Source organism: Planktotalea arctica, from assembly GCF_002105285.1.
In the GTDB taxonomy this organism is placed as follows: Bacteria; Pseudomonadota; Alphaproteobacteria; order Rhodobacterales; family Rhodobacteraceae; genus Planktotalea; species Planktotalea arctica.
In genome coordinates this window covers 1-15994 of sequence record NZ_MUHR01000033.1, presented here as the reverse complement: position 1 = coordinate 15994, position 15994 = coordinate 1, and the positions used below count along the sequence as shown (strand labels likewise).

Genomic DNA, 15994 nt, shown 5'->3' with positions numbered 1-15994 from the left:
AATTCTGAAATCCGCAGGCCGAACTCACGCGTCGTCATAAGTGCACTGCACCCGAATGGGGCTTTCTCTGGGGGATATTGCGATCGCCGGGTGCGCAAATTCGTACGCGCTGGCCGGCGGATGTGTGACGAAACAGAACAGTACAACCACATGAAGACATCAAGAACCACTTTAGGTGAGCGGCTATTTCAGTCTGCAGAGTGCAATACTCGCAGAAGTTCTTCGTGTGAAAGATCGAAGGGGTTGCCTTTCATGGATGACGATTTGGACGCAGCTTTAGCAACCTGGGTATATTCAGCAGACGATAGTCCAAGCTCTTTCAAACCACGCAGCCCCATTTCTTTCGACCAGAGCTTTAGCGCAAATAACCCGTTGCCGTTCCCTGTGTGCGCAAAGTACGTATCAATCTGATGTAATACCCACTGCAACCGATCATGAACTTTAGTTCCTTCTTGCGCTTTGCGCTGGTGCGATTCCAGAACTGCAGGAAGAAGTGCGCCACAAATTTCCCCATGAGGGGCGTGCGTCTTGCCCCCAATGACCCCCGCGAATCCGTGAACAGCACCAAGTCCTGAGTTGGCCAAGGCCAAACCACCACATGTGCTGACCCATGCCATGCTATCCCACGCGTCGGATGCGTCATTTTCCACCAAATCGCGTATCACTTTCAGTCCGATTGGAATGGCGGCATAGCAGATGGCATCGGTCATCGGGTTGGATTTTACTGAAAGGTAAGGTTCGATCACTTGTGTTACCGCATCAAGCCCGGCCGCTAGAGCAACACGTTTGGGTGCCCCTTGCATGAGGTTCGCATCAACAATTGCGATATCTGGAACCATGCGTGGGTCGCGAAGGCTGACTTTGATGGCGTGTTCCGGAACCGAAATAACAGCGTTCTTGGTTACTTCAGCACCTGTTCCAGCTGTCGTTGGCAACGCAATCATTGGGATTGGTGGATGATCCAATGGTCGACCTGCGCCCACGATCTCCAGATAGTCCAAAGGCTGCCCTGCACACGGAAGAAGTCCGGCCAAAGCTTTGCCGAAATCGATGACCGAGCCGCCACCCAACGCAATCACAACATCTGGACGAAAGCCTGCCAACTGGGCCAATGACAATTCTATATCGGGCAAACTGGGCTCTTGTTGACAACTTACCGTTCTCAATGTCAGCCCTGCTTCGTGGCACAATTTTACCAGCCATTCCGCGCGTGCGGCGGTTGACCCGTGAACCAGCAAAACGTTTTCGCCGAATGCCTTTGCAAACGCCGCAGTTTGTAGGCTTTGTCCACGTCCAAAATGGATCGCTTGCGGACTAAAAAAGGAAAACATTACGATAACCTCATGACGCTTGTGAAAGACTGGAAACTTCGTAGTACTTGGCCATATTTGGCAACGAAACTGGCAAGACTTTGTCTGCCATCCCAGCTGCTCCAAAGCGTTCAAACCGATCCCGGCAGACAGCAGACATTGCTTCAACGCCAGGTGCCAAATATTTGCGTGGATCAAACTCGCTTGGGTTTTCGGCGAAGACCTTTCGGATGGCACCCGTTAGAGCCATACGAAGATCTGTATCTATATTCACCTTGCACACACCATACCTAATACCAAGTGCGATTTCTTCGACTGGGACACCCCAAGTTGGCGCAATTTCTCCACCGTAAGCATTGATGATATCCTGAAGTTCTTGTGGGACAGAAGACGATCCATGCATAACCAGATGTGTCTCAGGGATGCGCGCGTGAATGTCCTTCAGTGTGTCCATTGCCAAGATATCCCCATCGGGTTTGCGCGAGAATTTATAGGCACCATGTGATGTGCCAATCGCAACTGCCAAGGCATCAACTTGCGTAAGGCGGACAAACTCTGCTGCTTCCTCGGGGTCCGTCACGAGTGCCCCCAGATCAAGCGTGCCTTCAAACCCATGTCCGTCCTCGACCTCACCTTTGCCAGTCTCAAGTGATCCTAAGTGCCCAAGTTCTCCTTCAACAGACACCCCGACAAGATGTGCCATTTCAACGACCTTGGCTGTAACCGCGACATTATAGGCAAAGTCAGACGGGGTTTTCCCGTCACCCAATAATGATCCGTCCATCATAACGGATGAAAACCCATTGGTGATTGCAGACATGCAAGTCGCAGGTGAGTTTCCGTGATCTTGATGCATGCAGACAGGGATATGTGGATAGAGTTCTATCGCTGCCCGGATCAAATGCGACAACACAATATCGTTTGCAAATGCGCGCGCACCTCGACTGGCCTGCATGATAACGGGGCTGCCGGTTGCGTCTGCGGCGGCCATAATGGCCAACATTTGTTCCATGTTGTTCACGTTGAATGCTGGCAGCGCATAGGTGTGTTCTGCGGCGTGGTCCAGCAGTTGGCGAAGAGACACTAGAGCCATAGGTACTATTCCTTCGTTTCGGATGAATGGTTGGCATTGTGGTAGTCAGTCAAGCGGTCCACTTCAGATTGCGAGCCGAGTATGACGGGAATGCGCTGATGCGGTCCATTCGGCTGGATATCCAATATGGAAGTGAATCCAGTCGAGGCTGCACCACCGGCCTGCTCAATGATCATGGCCATCGGGTTCGCCTCATACATCAAGCGCAATTTGCCACCGGCTTTGCGGTTGTTGCTGTCCGCCGGATACAAGAAAACCCCACCACGCGTTAGGATGCGGTGGATTTCCGCCACCATCGAAGCCGTCCAGCGCATATTGAACGCCCGTTTCCGGACACCTGTTTCGCCAGCAACGCATTCATCAACATAGCGGCGGACCGGGGTGTCCCAGTACCGGTAACGCGATGTATTGACTGCAAATTCAGACGTCTCGGCCGGAACCTTCATATTGGGGTGCGTCAGGCGGAAATCGCCAGTGCTATTGTGGCAAGTAAATCCGGTGACTTGGGTCCCATCGGTCAACACAAGCATTGTCGATGGACCGTACAGCGCATAGCCAGCGCAGACCTGACGGCGGCCTTCTAGCAGTACGTTGCGATCGCCATCAGATTGTACCTGCATGACCGCAAAGATGGATCCGACCGACAAGTTCACATCCAAATTGGACGACCCATCCAATGGGTCAAAGTACAGCAGATAATCTCCGGCTTTTGGCTCTTTCAGCCATGTGACCTCTTCGACCTCTTCCGAGATGAGCGCCGCAAGCCTCGGCGAATTGGAACATATCCGTTCAAATTCATCATTGGCCAATATATCGAGGGTTTTTTGTGTTTCACCCTGAATATTTTCCACGTTTGCAGAGCCCAGATTGCCTTCGAATGCACCGTTACGCACAAGGCTTGCAATAGAGCGGCAGGCACTCGCGATATCCTCAAGCAGGAAGATCAGATTTGGATCCAGCGCACTTTGCGTCAGATGACGTCGAAGAGTTGTTTCGGTCATTGTTGGTCCTCAATAGCTCAGGGTGGCCTGAACGGCCTTTTTCCAAGACGCGTATTTGGCATCACGTAGATCTGCGTCCATCGTTGGGGTAAATCGGGTTTCCCTCGCCCAAGAGGCAGCAAAGCTGTGTTGATCGGGATAAATTCCCGCACGCATACCAGCGAGCCATGCCACACCAAGTGCAGTCGTTTCATGGATCATAGGCCTATCCACAGGGGCTGCGATGATATCGGACAAAAACTGCATCGCCCAATCACTGGCGGACATACCACCATCGATGCGCAGGATAGGCTGGACCCCTTCCATCTGCCAATCGGCAGACATAGCGTCTAACAAGTCGCGCGTCTGGTAGCCCACGCTTTCAAGCGCAGCTTTGGCCATTTCTGCGGGACCCGTGCTGCGGGTCAACCCGAACGCGGCCCCACGACAATCAGGGTTCCAATAAGGCGCGCCCAAACCGACGAAAGCAGGGACAAGGACCACGTTCTGATGCGGATCGGCACTTTCCGCCAACGCCTGTGTTTCAGCCGCATCGCCAATGATTTGTAATCCATCGCGCAGCCATTGCACAACGGCACCAGCAACAAAGATCGATCCTTCGAGCGCATAGGTCGGCTTACCATCCAGTTGGTAGGCAATTGTGGTCAGTAGCCGATGATCTGACTGGACGGGCGTATCCCCCGTATTGAGCAGCGCAAAGCACCCCGTGCCATAGGTTGATTTCAACATTCCAGGTTCAAAACACGCCTGCCCGATAGTGGCAGCCTGCTGGTCGCCAGCAACGCCGTAAATGGGGATTTCGCTACTAAAAAGCTTAGGTAGCGTTTGGCCGAAATCTGCTGCACAGTCTTTCACCTGCGGTAACATTTGCATCGGGATATCCAGTAAGTCGCAGATCGTCTGACTCCATCTTCCTTTATGAATATCATAAAGCATGGTGCGGGCTGCATTCGTGGCATCTGTGGCGTGAACCGCGCCGCCGGTTAGCTTCCAAACCAGAAAACTATCAACGGTGCCAAACAACAGCTCTCCTTTGGCCGCACGGGTACGCGCACCATCAAAGTTGTCCAAAATCCACGCCAGCTTGGTACTTGAAAAATATGGATCAAGCAAAAGTCCGGTGCGGGCGGTGATCATCGCTTCGTGCCCTGCTTCGCGCAAATGGCGACACTGATCGGCGGTGCGTCTATCTTGCCAGACAATAGCGTTATGAATGGGCTCGCCTGTTAGCTTGTCCCAAACGATTACTGTTTCGCGTTGGTTCGTTATACCAATCCCTGCAATTTGCGAGGCTAATATGCCTGCACCTGCGATCGCTTCGTGACAAGTCGCGACAGTGGAGTCCCACAAATCCTGAGGATCATGTTCCACCCAGCCCGATTTTGGAAAGTGTTGTGTAAATTCCTGTTGAGCTTGGAATACCGAAGTCATCGCGCCGTCGAAAACAATCGCACGTGTCGATGTCGTTCCCTGATCAATAGCAAGGATGTAGGTCATGGACGTCCCCGATGCTTTAGGTCAAAAAAAAGCGGCCACAAATTGTAGCCGCTGATTTCACCGGCGGACGATTGCCCGCCGGCTCTGGGAGAAGGTAGAAACTAGGGCCGATCGCTTGGCCCTAGACTATAGATTTACTGCCAGGATTTGATCAGCTCATCATAAGAGATGGTCACTGGAGTTTCGTCTTCGTTTTCCAGTTGCGCCTTCGGAGAACCTGGCTGGTCAAGCCAGAAAGACGGATCACTTTCTTCGTTCAAAAGTGGGCCAAATTCACCCTGGACACCAGCACGCTCAAGACGGGCCAAAACGGCTTCCTGATCTGCGCAAAGTGAATCGAGTGCTTCCTGAGGTGTCTTTGCACCGGACATTGCGTCGCCGATGTTCTGCCACCACAACTGAGCCAGCTTAGGATAGTCAGGAACGTTGGTACCCGTTGGTGACCACTGAACCCGTGCTGGTGAGCGATAAAACTCAATCAGACCACCCAAACGTGGTGCACGCTCTGTAAAGCTTTCATGCTGGATCGTTGATTCGCGAATGAATGTCAGACCAACATGGCTTTTCTTCACGTCTACCGTCTTGGATGTCACGAACTGCGCATAAAGCCACGCAGCCTGTGCACGATCTACTGGTGTAGATTCCATCAGCGTCCATGAACCGGCGTCTTGGTAGCCGATCTTGGTGCCTTCGGTCCAGTAAGCGCCGTGTGGCGAAGGTGCCATACGCCACTTTGGCGTGCCATCTTCATTCATTACGGGCAAATCGGGTTCTACCGATGCGGCCGTAAACGCAGTGTACCAGAACATCTGCTGTGCGACGTTACCCTGCGCAGGAATTGGACCGGCCTCAGAGAATGTCATACCAGCAGCGGCAGGTGGAGAGTATTTCTCCAGCCATTCGATTGCTTTGGTCACAGCATAGACTGCTGCTGGGCCGTTGGTTGCACCACCACGCGCAACACACGAACCAACTGGCTGCGAGTTTTCATTGACCCGGATACCCCATTCGTCAACTGGCAGGCCGTTTGGCTCACCAATGTCGCCGGCTCCAGCCATGGACAACCACGCATCAGTATAGCGCCAGCCCAAGGATGGATCTTTCTTGCCGTAGTCCATGTTGCCAAAGACGTCGCCTTCAACACCAAGACGCGACAGATCGCGACCAGTGAAGAATTCTGCGATGTCTTCGTACGCAGACCAGTTCACTGGAACACCTAGTTCATAACCATATGTCGCTTGGAAGTCGGCTTTGTTCTGATCGTCGTTGAACCAATCATACCGGAACCAATAAAGGTTCGCGAACTGCTGGTCTGGCAACTGATAGATTTTGCCATCCGGACCCGTTGTGAACGAAAGACCAATAAAGTCTTCCAGATCAAGGTTGGGGTTGGTCACCGCGGCGCCTTCTCCAGCCATCCAGTCTGTCAGATTACGGGCCTGCTGATAGCGCCAATGCGTACCGATCAGATCGCTGTCGTTGATATAGGCGTCATAGATATTTTCGCCCGACTGCATTTGTGTTTGCAGCTTTTCAACAACGTCGCCTTCGCCGATCAGGTCATGTGTGACCTTAATTCCGGTGATGGCTTCAAACGCTGGTGCTAGAACATTGGACTCATACTCATGAGTACCGATCGTCTCAGACACAACGTTGATCGACATCCCGACATATGGTTCAGCAGCATCGACAAAAAACTGAAGCTCAGCTTCTTGTTCAGCCCGTGTCAACGTCGACATTTCCCCAATTTCGCTATCAAGGAATGCCTTGGCGGCCTCCATATCTGCGAACGCAGGTGCGGCGAACATGCAAGCAGCAAGTCCTAACGCAGTCGTTCCTTTAAGTCGCAAGGTCATATTTTGTTCCTCCCTAAAATAAGAACAGTGAAGGTAATCCGGTTCTTGCGCGCCGGATCAACCATTCGGTTACACCCAGCGAAAAACAGCTAAGGCGTAAAAGAAACACACAATCAGCGCCCCCCATTGGGGCACGTCGAATAAGCCAAGCCAAGCCAAATTAAGAAAGGCCGAGCCCAGCAGCGTGATGAACAATCTGTCACCACGGGTCGTTTCGATCCGAAGGATACCGACGCGCGGTGCCTCAGGATATTTGATCGCCATGACCGTAAAAGTGATTAGTGTGGCCGCGATAATTGCGAAGAAAGTAGCCGTCGGCCATGTCCATGCCATCCATTCCATTGTGGTCTCCCCTCTCTTAAACGCGGCCCAGGGCAAAGCCCTTGGCGATGTAGTTGCGGACAAAATAGATAACCAAAGCACCCGGCAGGATTGTCAAAACCCCAGCCGCCGCTAACACACCCCAGTCAATCCCAGAGGCACCAACAGTACGGGTCATCGTTGCGGCAATCGGTTTTGCCTCGACACTTGTCAGCGTGCGGCTAAGCAGCAGTTCGACCCAGCTGAACATGAACAAGAAGAACGCCGTTACACCGATGCCCGAAGCGATGAGCGGAGTGAAAATCCGAACAAAGAACCGCGGGAACGAATAGCCATCGATATATGCGGTCTCGTCAATTTCCTTCGGCACGCCGCGCATAAACCCTTCTAGGATCCAAACGGCCAATGGCACATTGAACAGGCAGTGCGCCAACGCCACAGCGATGTGCGTGTCGAACAATCCAACCGAGCTATACAGCTGGAAGAACGGCAAAGCGAAGACTGCAGGCGGCGCCATTCTGTTGGTCAACAGCCAAAAGAACAGATGCTTATCACCAAGGAATGTGTACCTGCTGAACGCATATGCTGCAGGCAGCGCGACAGCCAGTGAGATGACCATGTTCATCACAACATACGTCATCGAGTTCAGATAACCCGTGTACCACGATGCATCAGTCAGAATTGTCAGATAGTTATCAAAGGTCAGATCGCGAGGCCAAAGCGTGAAGGTGTTGAGGATTTCCGAGTTTGTTTTCAAGCTCATCATCACCAGCCAATAAATAGGCAGCAATAAAAACAGCAGATACAGGCTCATGACGACGGCACTGCCATTAACTTTGGGCAAGCCAAAGCTGCGGGCTTTCGGGATGGTGTGGGTCATGTCAGACATCAGTGGCCATCCCTTTTGTCGAGGTTCGTCATGACGGTGTAGAACACGTAAGACACCACCAAGATCACGAGGTAATACATGATCGAGAAGGCTGCGGCGGGACCAAGATCAAACTGTCCCAGAGCCATTTTCACCAAGTCGATTGACAAGAATGTCGTCGAGTTGCCGGGGCCACCACCTGTGACCACGAATGGCTCAGTGTAGATCATAAAGCTGTCCATAAAGCGCAACAGGATCGCGATCATCAACACACCCATGATCTTAGGTAGTTCAATAAAGCGGAACACTTTCCATCGGCTCGCCTGATCAATCTTAGCGGCTTGGTAATAAGCATCCGGGATCGACTGCAGGCCTGCATAAGCCAGCAATGCCACAAGTGATGTCCAATGCCAGACATCCATCACGATAAGAGTGATCCATGCAGCATAGAAATTCTGGGTGTAGTTATAATCGACCCCCATCGCGTTCAGCGTATAGCCCAGCAGGCCAATATCGACGCGTCCAAAGATCTGCCAAATCGTCCCCACAACGTTCCAAGGAATAAGCAGAGGTAGCGACATCAGCACCAAACAAACCGAGGCCCAGAAACCTTTTTTCGGCATGTTAAGTGCAATGAAAACACCCAGTGGAATTTGGATAGCGAGAATAATCGCTGAAAACGCTATTTGACGGCCCAAAGCATCCCACATCCGTTCGGATGCCAACATCTGTTCGAACCATTCCAGCCCAGCCCAAAAGAACTGGTTATTGCCGAATGTGTCTTGCACGGAATAGTTTACGACTGTCATCAGCGGAATGACCGCAGAAAATGCGACGAGCAAAAGCACAGGTAAAATGAGGAACCAGGCCTTTTGATTGACTGTCTTATTCATGCTGATTTCCTCGCGGCAGATTAAGTGAAGAGCGGTTCAGGTTCAGGAGCATATCAGGCCACCAATGGCGCGACGCGCCAACTGTCTGAGTAGACGTTGATACCTGCCGTATCGAAAACGACACGGTTCATATCCGGCGAAATACTTTCACCTTCTGCGGCTATAATATTGATCTCAGTGCCCTGAAAATCAGCGCGCACAATTTTGTGGCGGCCAACGTCCTCGACCCGTTTGATCGTTACCGGCAAGCCTTCATTACCAAACTGAAGCGATGTAAATTCTGGGCGTATGCCTAATTCCGTTTTACCAGTTGGGGTTCCAAAACCTTTACCAAGTGAAATCTGAGTTCCCGCAATCACTGCTGTATCGCCATCTACCTTGGCATCCAGCAAGTTCATGCCGGGTGAGCCGATAAAATAACCTACAAATGTATGTTCCGGTGTTTCAAAAAGCTGCTGCGGCGTGCCCATCTGCACGACGCGCCCATCAAACATTACAACCACTTTGTCCGCAAACGTCAGCGCCTCGGTCTGGTCATGTGTAACGTAGATCATTGTATGACCAAATTCGTGATGCAGCGACTTTAGCTGGGTGCGCAATTCCCATTTCATATGCGGGTCAATCACTGTCAGCGGCTCATCAAACAAAAGCGCATTCACGTCCTCGCGGACCATGCCGCGACCCAACGATATCTTTTGTTTGGCGTCAGCAGTCAGACCGCGGGCTTTGCGGTCCAAAGTAGCCTCCATACCGATCATCGCAGCAATCTGCTGCACACGTTCCTTGATATAGCTCGGATCAGCACCGCGGTTGCGCAAAGGAAAGGCAAGGTTATCGCGGACTGTCATCGTGTCATAGACGACTGGAAACTGAAAAACCTGCGCGATGTTACGCTCTGTTGTCGGCGCCATGGTCACGTCACGGTCATTAAACAGGATGCGCCCCTTGCTGGGTTGCAGCAGACCCGAAATAATATTCAAAAGCGTAGATTTGCCACAACCAGAAGACCCCAGCAGAGCATAGGCTTCGCCGTCGACCCAATCATGGTTTAACTCTTTCAGAGCAAAATCATCTTCGGACTTTGGGTTTGGCAGATAGGAATGTGCCAAATTTTCAAGGGTGATTTTTGCCATTAGTTTTCTCCCTCAAGCTGCGATTGCATAAGAAGCGGGGGCAACCGATGTGCCGTCTTCCGAAAAAATATAGACATGTTTTGGGTCGAGATAGACATTCAGCGATGCGCCAATTTCCAAATTTTTCACCCCATGAACCAGTCCAACCCAGTTTTCGCCATCATGATCCAAATGGATGAAAGTCTCTGAGCCTGTAATCTCTGTCACATTGAGCTTACCAGTAAATTCAAGCGCGTTCGGATCATGCCTCTGAAGCTCAAGATGGTTGGGCCGGAACCCAGCCATGTATTTGCCATCACCTAGCCCAGCAAACGTGCCCGATGCGGCTGCTGTCTGCCCGTCTCCGAAAAGTAGGCTATCGCCAGATTTACGTATATTCAGAAAATTCATAGGTGGATCAGAAAACACTCGTGCGGTGATGGCATTGACTGGCTGTCTGTAAACGGTCGGCGTTTTGTCGAATTGGGTGATTTTGCCTTCCCACATAGCAGCGGTATTTCCGCCCAGCAGTAACGCTTCTTCTGGTTCAGTTGTCGCGTAAACAAAAATCGAACCCGCCTCTTCGAAGATCCTTGGGATTTCGGCGCGCAGTTCCTCGCGCAGCTTATAGTCAAGGTTGGCCAGAGGTTCGTCCAACAGCACAAGGCCTGCATCTTTGACCAAGGCACGCGCCAACGCACAGCGTTGTTGTTGACCACCTGACAATTCCAACGGCTTACGATCCAGAAATGGCGCAAGTTTCATCAGATCGGCGGCCCTTTTGACAGCATCATCAATCTGGGCGGCTGATTGCTTGAGCAACCGCATTGGGCTTGCGATATTTTCATACACCGTCATTGAAGGATAATTAATGAACTGCTGGTAAACCATGGCTATGCGGCGATCTTGGACCCGCATGCCGGTAACGTCATTGCCGTCCCAAATAATCTTGCCGGTGTTCGGTACATCAAGGCCCGCCATAAGACGCATCAATGATGTTTTTCCCGACGACGTTGGTCCAAGCAGTACATTCATCGTGCCACTTTGCAGTGTCAAATCAGTGGGGTAGATATGTGCTTGGCCGTTTACGACCTTGGACACACCTTCAAGTACAAGTGACATGGCTTTCCCTACGCTGCGTTTTTTTGTGAAGATGCTGCTACGGCTTTTACGACCCACGCATCCAACACTTTGATTTCGTCAGCCGTCAACCGAAGGCCAAGTTTAGATCTGCGCCAGACGATGTCCTCGGCGCAGCGGGCGAATTCCTTGTTGATCAACCAATTCACTTCGGCTTCTGTCAAATCCGCACCAAAGTTCTGACCAAGATCAGCTTCGGACTGCGCGTCCTGCAAGACATCGAACGTATCAGTTCCGTAAGCTTTGACCAATCGGTCCACCCAACGATCTGTCAGGAACGGATACTGCGCATTCAGGCGGTCGGTCAGCGCCGCAACGCCATCAACCGGAAAGTCACCCCCAGGAAGAGCAACGCCAGCGGTCCAAGGTTTGCCGGTCTGTGGAAAAAACGGTGCGATTTTCTCAAGCGCACTTTCGGCAAGCCTACGGTATGTTGTGATCTTACCACCAAAGACGTTCAGCATTGGCGCGCCAGCAGCTTCATTCACCGTCAAAACGTAGTCGCGGGTCGCAGCAGTGGCTGAGGTTGCACCATCATCATAAAGTGGACGGACGCCAGAATAGGTCCATACGATGTCATCGATTGTAACAGGTTTCTTGAAGTAGTTAGACGCAAAATTGACAAGATAAAGCTGTTCATCTGGTGAGCATATAGGTTTTTCGGAGACATCATCGTGATCCGCATCAGTGGTGCCTATCAAAGTGAAATCTGTTTCATAGGGGATCGTAAATATGATCCGGCCATCTTCACCCTGAAAGAAATAACACTTGTCATGATCATAAAGCTTTGGCGTTACGACATGACTGCCACGCACCAAACGCACACCTTCAGTTGCATTGATACGCACGGCATTCTTGATGATATCTTCGACCCAAGGCCCGCCAGCGTTGATCAGCATCCGCGCTTTAACAACACGACGATCGCCTCCGTCTTTTGGTTCAAGGGTTACATGCCAAATGCCGTCAACTTGCTCGGCCGCTGCCACCTTGGTGCGTACATTGATACGCGCACCGCGCGTTTCGGCGTCGCGGGCGTTCAAAACGACCAGTCGGCTGTCTTCAATCCAACAATCCGAGTACTCGTAAGCTTTTTCAAACCGCTCTTGGAGCGGCACCCCTTCAGGCGACCCTGCCAGCTTGAGAGATGTTGTGCCTCTTAGAATTTCACGCCCGCCCAGATTGTCATATAGAAACAAGCCCAACCGAATAAGCCAGGCAGGACGGCGGCCTTTCATCCAAGGCATCAAGACGCTCAGCACTTTGGATGTTGGCGTGTCACCTTCAAACCGCATGTCTGCATGGTAGGGCAGCACAAAACGCATTGGCCAAGAGATATGCGGCATTGCACGCAGTAGCGTTTCACGTTCAATCAACGCTTCGCGCACAAGCCGGAATTCCCAATATTCGAGATAACGCAAGCCACCGTGAAACAATTTTGTTGAAGCAGACGAGGTTGCAGATGCCAGGTCGTTCATTTCTGCCAGCTCTACGCTCAGCCCACGGCCAACTGCGTCACGAGCAATGCCGCATCCATTGATGCCACCGCCAATAACAAACAGATCGACTGTATCGTGATGTTCGCACAGATCCAATGAAGCCTCCCCGCATCCATTTTGCGTCGCGGCCTCCCAGCTTGCGACGTTGCAGTAACAACAACATCAATCGTTGCGCATGGCAATAACGAATGTTCGTTTATATTCGTTTTTACCTAAATTGCTGATATCAGTGGTTAATATTGGTCGTTTTATCAAGTTGCGGTGGTTCTTCGCAAACTAAACAGCTTCAATGGCTTGACGATTCGGTCGGACTGTTGATTGTAAGCCACCAGCCAGAGCCGCCTGGCCTTACTATTTTACGAAGCTGTTACGGGAAACTGAGGAGGTAAAATTGGTCTCAAATTTCCGACAAAAAGAGATACTGGAACTCGCCCGCAAAGAGGGCAAGGTTACCGTCGACGGTCTTGCCGATTTTTACGACGTTACTGTTCAAACGATCCGGAGAGACCTGTCTGATTTGGCCGACGCAGGGCGACTTGATAGGGTCCACGGAGGGGCCGTCGTGCCATCCGGAGTCGTGAACATCCAGTACGAAGAGCGTCGCCGACTGAACGAAGCGGGCAAGAAAGCAATAGCCGCCGCATGCGCGCAGGCGATACCAAACGGTTCATCCGTTTTCATGAACATCGGGACCTCTACCGAAGCGGTCGCACATGAATTACTGGACCATGAAAACCTTTTGGTTGTGACGAATAACCTCAACATTGCGAACATTCTTACCACCAACAACAGCTGCGAAATCATGTTGGCTGGCGGCGTGCTACGTCGTTCAGATGGTGGCATTGTGGGTGGATTAACAGTTGAAATGGTCAAACAATTCAAGTTCGACTACTCAATCCTTGGCTGCTCGGCCATCGATACGGACGGGGACTTGCTTGATTTTGATGGGCAAGAAGTCATGGTGAGCAGCACTGCCATTCAAAGATCGCGCAAGGTAATGGTGGTTGCCGACCACCTAAAGTTCCAACGCAAGGCGCCGCTAACAATCTGTTCTCTTGGGGACGTCGACGTACTTATTTCTGACTGCGAACTGACGGAAGCCTTTATGGTTAAAGCTGAAAGTTTAGAGACCGAAATCATCATAGCACCAAGCGCCTGATGGCGTCACACTTGGAAAACTGAAATGAAAGATAACACCAACACCGGCTGGATATTTGTCTTACCTGCTGTGCTGGTTCTGGGTCTCGTCGGACTGGTCCCTCTCATTACAGTGATCAACTATTCATTCTTTGAAATTTTCATTTTGGATGCGCGGTTCTGGATCGGGACTGAATGGTACGATGCAATCATCGGCTCTGAGCGTTTCTGGGCCAGCTTTGGCCGAAGTACACTGTTTTCAATGTTGGTATTGTTGATCCAAATTCCACTTGGAATCGCGATTGCCCTTTGTATTCCCAGGCGCAAGTTCTGGATCGGGGTCACCCTCGCCGTTGTTGCCCTGCCGCTTTTGGTGCCCTGGAATATGATCCCGTCCCTTTGGCTTAGCTTGCTGGACCCAGACACAGGTATTCTGGGGCGGATCTTGCCGAGTATGGGCTGGTCGGTAGATTGGAAGTTGTCCGTCGTTCATACGTGGCTCGTAATCATTGTGATGGATGTGTGGCACTGGACAAGCCTGGTCGTAATCTTGTGCTATAGTGCACTGACAATCATTCCAGCATCATATTATCAGGCTGCTGCAATCGATGGCGCTGGCCCGTGGCAGGTGTTTCGGTTCATCCAACTTCCCAAGCTTTACCACGTCCTACTCATGGCTATCCTGTTAAGGTTCATGGATTCTTTCATGATCTACACAGAGGCATTTCCGATCAACGCAGGCGGACCGAATGGTGCAACCATGTTTTTGGCCGTGGATCTGGGGGAAGAGATCAAAGCCTTCAACTATGGCCCATCCGCCGCGCGATCCGTATTGTATTTCATGATTATTCTGATGGTCGCCTGGATGTTCAGCAAGGCCCAAGGCAAGCTTGATGACGGATCATCTGGAAAGGCTACCTAATCATGCTGATCCGGTCGCTTCCTTTTGTCAAAACGGTCGTTTTGTGGGCCTTCATCGCTTTTGCATGCCTGCCACTGGTTCAAATGACGATCATCAGCTTTATTGCGACGTTGCCCAAACCGGGTGTGGACGTTGGCAGCATGACGCTGCGCAATTACGCAGGCATCTGGGAAGATGCTAACTTGCGGTCTGCCTTCATCAATTCAATCGCATATGTCTTCATCAATATTTGCATCACAATACCTGTCGCGATCCCAGCCGCATATGCGTTCTCGCGGATGTCTTTCGTGGGCGATAAGCACCTGTTTTTGGCTTTCATTGCCTTCCGGATCACACCGCCCGTCGTGCTAACGCTGCCAATCTTTCAGCTATTCTCAAGTCTTGGAATCGTGAATTCAGTTTTCGGAATTGCATTGGCACATTGTCTGTTCAATTTACCTATTTCAATTTGGATTTTGCAGGGCTTCATCTCGGCCATCCCCAAAGAAATGGATGAGACTGCCTTCTTAGACGGGTACTCTCGCCCGCGCTTCATCTGGAAGGTTCTTTTACCACAAATCGCGCCCGGCATAGCAGTGACAGCATTCTTTTGTTTCATGTTCTCTTGGGTCGAGGTTGTCTTTGCCCGCATTCTGACGACCACCAACGGCAAGCCGATCAGTATGGCGATCAATGCGTTGTTCGGGTTTCAAACAGACATTGGTTTGGTGATGGCCGTTACAGCCGCATCAATGATTCCAGGTGCAATATTGCTTTTCGCAATGCGCCATCATTTATCTCGTGGCTTCAAAATTGGTAAGGTCTGAAACTATTGATTTATATATATAAAATTCGACCCGCGTCTGAATACCATCAACAATCGAGCGGTTCATTCGAGTTAAGATAGACTACGCCAAGTAGCTTCTCAAACTATTTTTTCAAATGACTGTGGGTTCTTGAAGGTGGATGACTGGTTGCGGAAAATGGCCCATTTAACGCGATGATGCCTCATCCGTGCTACCCACCCAGCGTCTACGATGACCAATTCAACATTGACACACTCGTGCGAGTTTTTGCACGCCCAAATGAATAAAATGTACGCCCTGCACAGGGGCTATCAGTCTAGAGCTGTGCGGACATTCATTGTTCACGAGCACATGACCATTTTGTCCCGCATTGAGAGAAGCTAATGCGCTCGAATTCTGCAGGGGCGCCCAACGTCTGCTTTAGGGCTCTGCACTTCAGCGGGCTTGGTTAAGACAAATGACTGCTTTGGACAGGCTCTACCAAACTTCAAATCGCTATTTCCCGAAAGCAGACTTTAGCTGCGGTACAGAAAACAGGTAAAGTGGGCTCTTGGACGAAGCCG

The 15994-nt window shown here is 51.2% G+C and carries 14 protein-coding genes; 3 read left to right on the top strand and 11 right to left on the bottom strand.

Going from position 1 to position 15994, the window contains the following annotated elements:
- Positions 1-188: 188 nt before the first annotated feature.
- The 11 genes from B9P63_RS18520 to glpD form a co-directional block, all read right to left on the bottom strand.
- The gene (locus B9P63_RS18520) at positions 189-1331 is read right to left on the bottom strand and encodes an iron-containing alcohol dehydrogenase (RefSeq protein WP_085311593.1); all 1143 of its coding nucleotides are present in this window, start codon (positions 1329-1331) and stop codon (positions 189-191) included.
- Positions 1332-1341: 10 nt separating this feature from the next.
- The gene (fba, locus tag B9P63_RS18515; protein WP_085311591.1) at positions 1342-2403 is read right to left on the bottom strand and encodes a class II fructose-bisphosphate aldolase; all 1062 of its coding nucleotides are present in this window, start codon (positions 2401-2403) and stop codon (positions 1342-1344) included.
- Between the two features lie 5 nt (positions 2404-2408).
- Complete coding sequence (locus B9P63_RS18510; RefSeq protein WP_085311589.1) at positions 2409-3404, bottom strand: class 1 fructose-bisphosphatase; 996 nt, start codon at positions 3402-3404, stop codon at positions 2409-2411.
- A 9-nt stretch (positions 3405-3413) separates the two neighbouring features.
- Positions 3414-4901 carry a glycerol kinase GlpK gene (gene glpK, locus B9P63_RS18505; protein WP_085311587.1) on the bottom strand — a complete coding sequence of 496 codons (1488 nt, stop codon included), beginning with the start codon at positions 4899-4901 and terminating at the stop codon, positions 3414-3416.
- Between the two features lie 134 nt (positions 4902-5035).
- The gene (locus B9P63_RS18500) at positions 5036-6757 is read right to left on the bottom strand and encodes an ABC transporter substrate-binding protein (protein WP_085311585.1); all 1722 of its coding nucleotides are present in this window, start codon (positions 6755-6757) and stop codon (positions 5036-5038) included.
- A 69-nt stretch (positions 6758-6826) separates the two neighbouring features.
- Positions 6827-7099, bottom strand: a complete 273-nt coding sequence (locus tag B9P63_RS18495; protein ID WP_085311583.1) for a DUF2160 domain-containing protein — start codon at positions 7097-7099, stop codon at positions 6827-6829.
- 16 nt (positions 7100-7115) lie between these two features.
- A complete protein-coding gene (locus B9P63_RS18490) occupies positions 7116-7967 on the bottom strand; it encodes a carbohydrate ABC transporter permease (RefSeq protein ID WP_085311581.1) in 852 nt (283 codons plus the stop codon).
- The gene (locus B9P63_RS18485; RefSeq protein ID WP_085311579.1) at positions 7967-8839 is read right to left on the bottom strand and encodes a carbohydrate ABC transporter permease; all 873 of its coding nucleotides are present in this window, start codon (positions 8837-8839) and stop codon (positions 7967-7969) included. The genes B9P63_RS18490 and B9P63_RS18485 overlap by 1 nt, the downstream gene beginning before the upstream one ends.
- 53 nt (positions 8840-8892) lie before the next feature.
- A complete protein-coding gene (locus B9P63_RS18480) occupies positions 8893-9972 on the bottom strand; it encodes an ABC transporter ATP-binding protein (protein ID WP_085311577.1) in 1080 nt (359 codons plus the stop codon).
- 12 nt (positions 9973-9984) lie between these two features.
- Complete coding sequence (locus B9P63_RS18475) at positions 9985-11073, bottom strand: ABC transporter ATP-binding protein (RefSeq protein ID WP_085311575.1); 1089 nt, start codon at positions 11071-11073, stop codon at positions 9985-9987.
- An 8-nt stretch (positions 11074-11081) separates the two neighbouring features.
- Positions 11082-12683: a glycerol-3-phosphate dehydrogenase gene (gene glpD / locus B9P63_RS18470; protein ID WP_085311573.1), complete on the bottom strand. Its 1602-nt coding sequence runs from the start codon at positions 12681-12683 to the stop codon at positions 11082-11084.
- Between the two features lie 295 nt (positions 12684-12978).
- Here glpD and B9P63_RS18465 point away from each other — a divergent pair, with 295 nt between their 5' ends.
- From B9P63_RS18465 to B9P63_RS18455, 3 genes are read left to right on the top strand one after another with little or no spacing between them, the layout of a single operon-like run.
- On the top strand, positions 12979-13746 hold the full coding sequence (locus B9P63_RS18465) for a DeoR/GlpR family DNA-binding transcription regulator (RefSeq protein WP_085311572.1): 768 nt from the start codon (positions 12979-12981) through the stop codon (positions 13744-13746).
- Positions 13747-13770: 24 nt separating this feature from the next.
- Positions 13771-14646, top strand: a complete 876-nt coding sequence (locus tag B9P63_RS18460) for a carbohydrate ABC transporter permease (RefSeq protein ID WP_085311570.1) — start codon at positions 13771-13773, stop codon at positions 14644-14646.
- Between the two features lie 2 nt (positions 14647-14648).
- Positions 14649-15452 carry a carbohydrate ABC transporter permease gene (locus B9P63_RS18455; RefSeq protein ID WP_085311568.1) on the top strand — a complete coding sequence of 268 codons (804 nt, stop codon included), beginning with the start codon at positions 14649-14651 and terminating at the stop codon, positions 15450-15452.
- Positions 15453-15994 lie beyond the last annotated feature (542 nt).

Bases quoted from the DNA above. Each gene is read 5' to 3' on its own strand.
- B9P63_RS18490 (WP_085311581.1), bottom strand. From the start codon at position 7,967: ATGTCTGACATGACCCACACCATCCCGAAAGCCCGCAGCTTTGGCTTG.
- B9P63_RS18500 (WP_085311585.1), bottom strand. From the start codon at position 6,757: ATGACCTTGCGACTTAAAGGAACGACTGCGTTAGGACTTGCTGCTTGC.
- B9P63_RS18460 (WP_085311570.1), top strand. From the start codon at position 13,771: ATGAAAGATAACACCAACACCGGCTGGATATTTGTCTTACCTGCTGTG.
- B9P63_RS18485 (WP_085311579.1), bottom strand. From the start codon at position 8,839: ATGAATAAGACAGTCAATCAAAAGGCCTGGTTCCTCATTTTACCTGTG.
- B9P63_RS18510 (WP_085311589.1), bottom strand. From the start codon at position 3,404: ATGACCGAAACAACTCTTCGACGTCATCTGACGCAAAGTGCGCTGGAT.
- B9P63_RS18480 (WP_085311577.1), bottom strand. From the start codon at position 9,972: ATGGCAAAAATCACCCTTGAAAATTTGGCACATTCCTATCTGCCAAAC.
- B9P63_RS18495 (WP_085311583.1), bottom strand. From the start codon at position 7,099: ATGGAATGGATGGCATGGACATGGCCGACGGCTACTTTCTTCGCAATT.
- glpK (WP_085311587.1), bottom strand. From the start codon at position 4,901: ATGACCTACATCCTTGCTATTGATCAGGGAACGACATCGACACGTGCG.
- B9P63_RS18520 (WP_085311593.1), bottom strand. From the start codon at position 1,331: ATGTTTTCCTTTTTTAGTCCGCAAGCGATCCATTTTGGACGTGGACAA.
- B9P63_RS18475 (WP_085311575.1), bottom strand. From the start codon at position 11,073: ATGTCACTTGTACTTGAAGGTGTGTCCAAGGTCGTAAACGGCCAAGCA.
- B9P63_RS18455 (WP_085311568.1), top strand. From the start codon at position 14,649: ATGCTGATCCGGTCGCTTCCTTTTGTCAAAACGGTCGTTTTGTGGGCC.
- fba (WP_085311591.1), bottom strand. From the start codon at position 2,403: ATGGCTCTAGTGTCTCTTCGCCAACTGCTGGACCACGCCGCAGAACAC.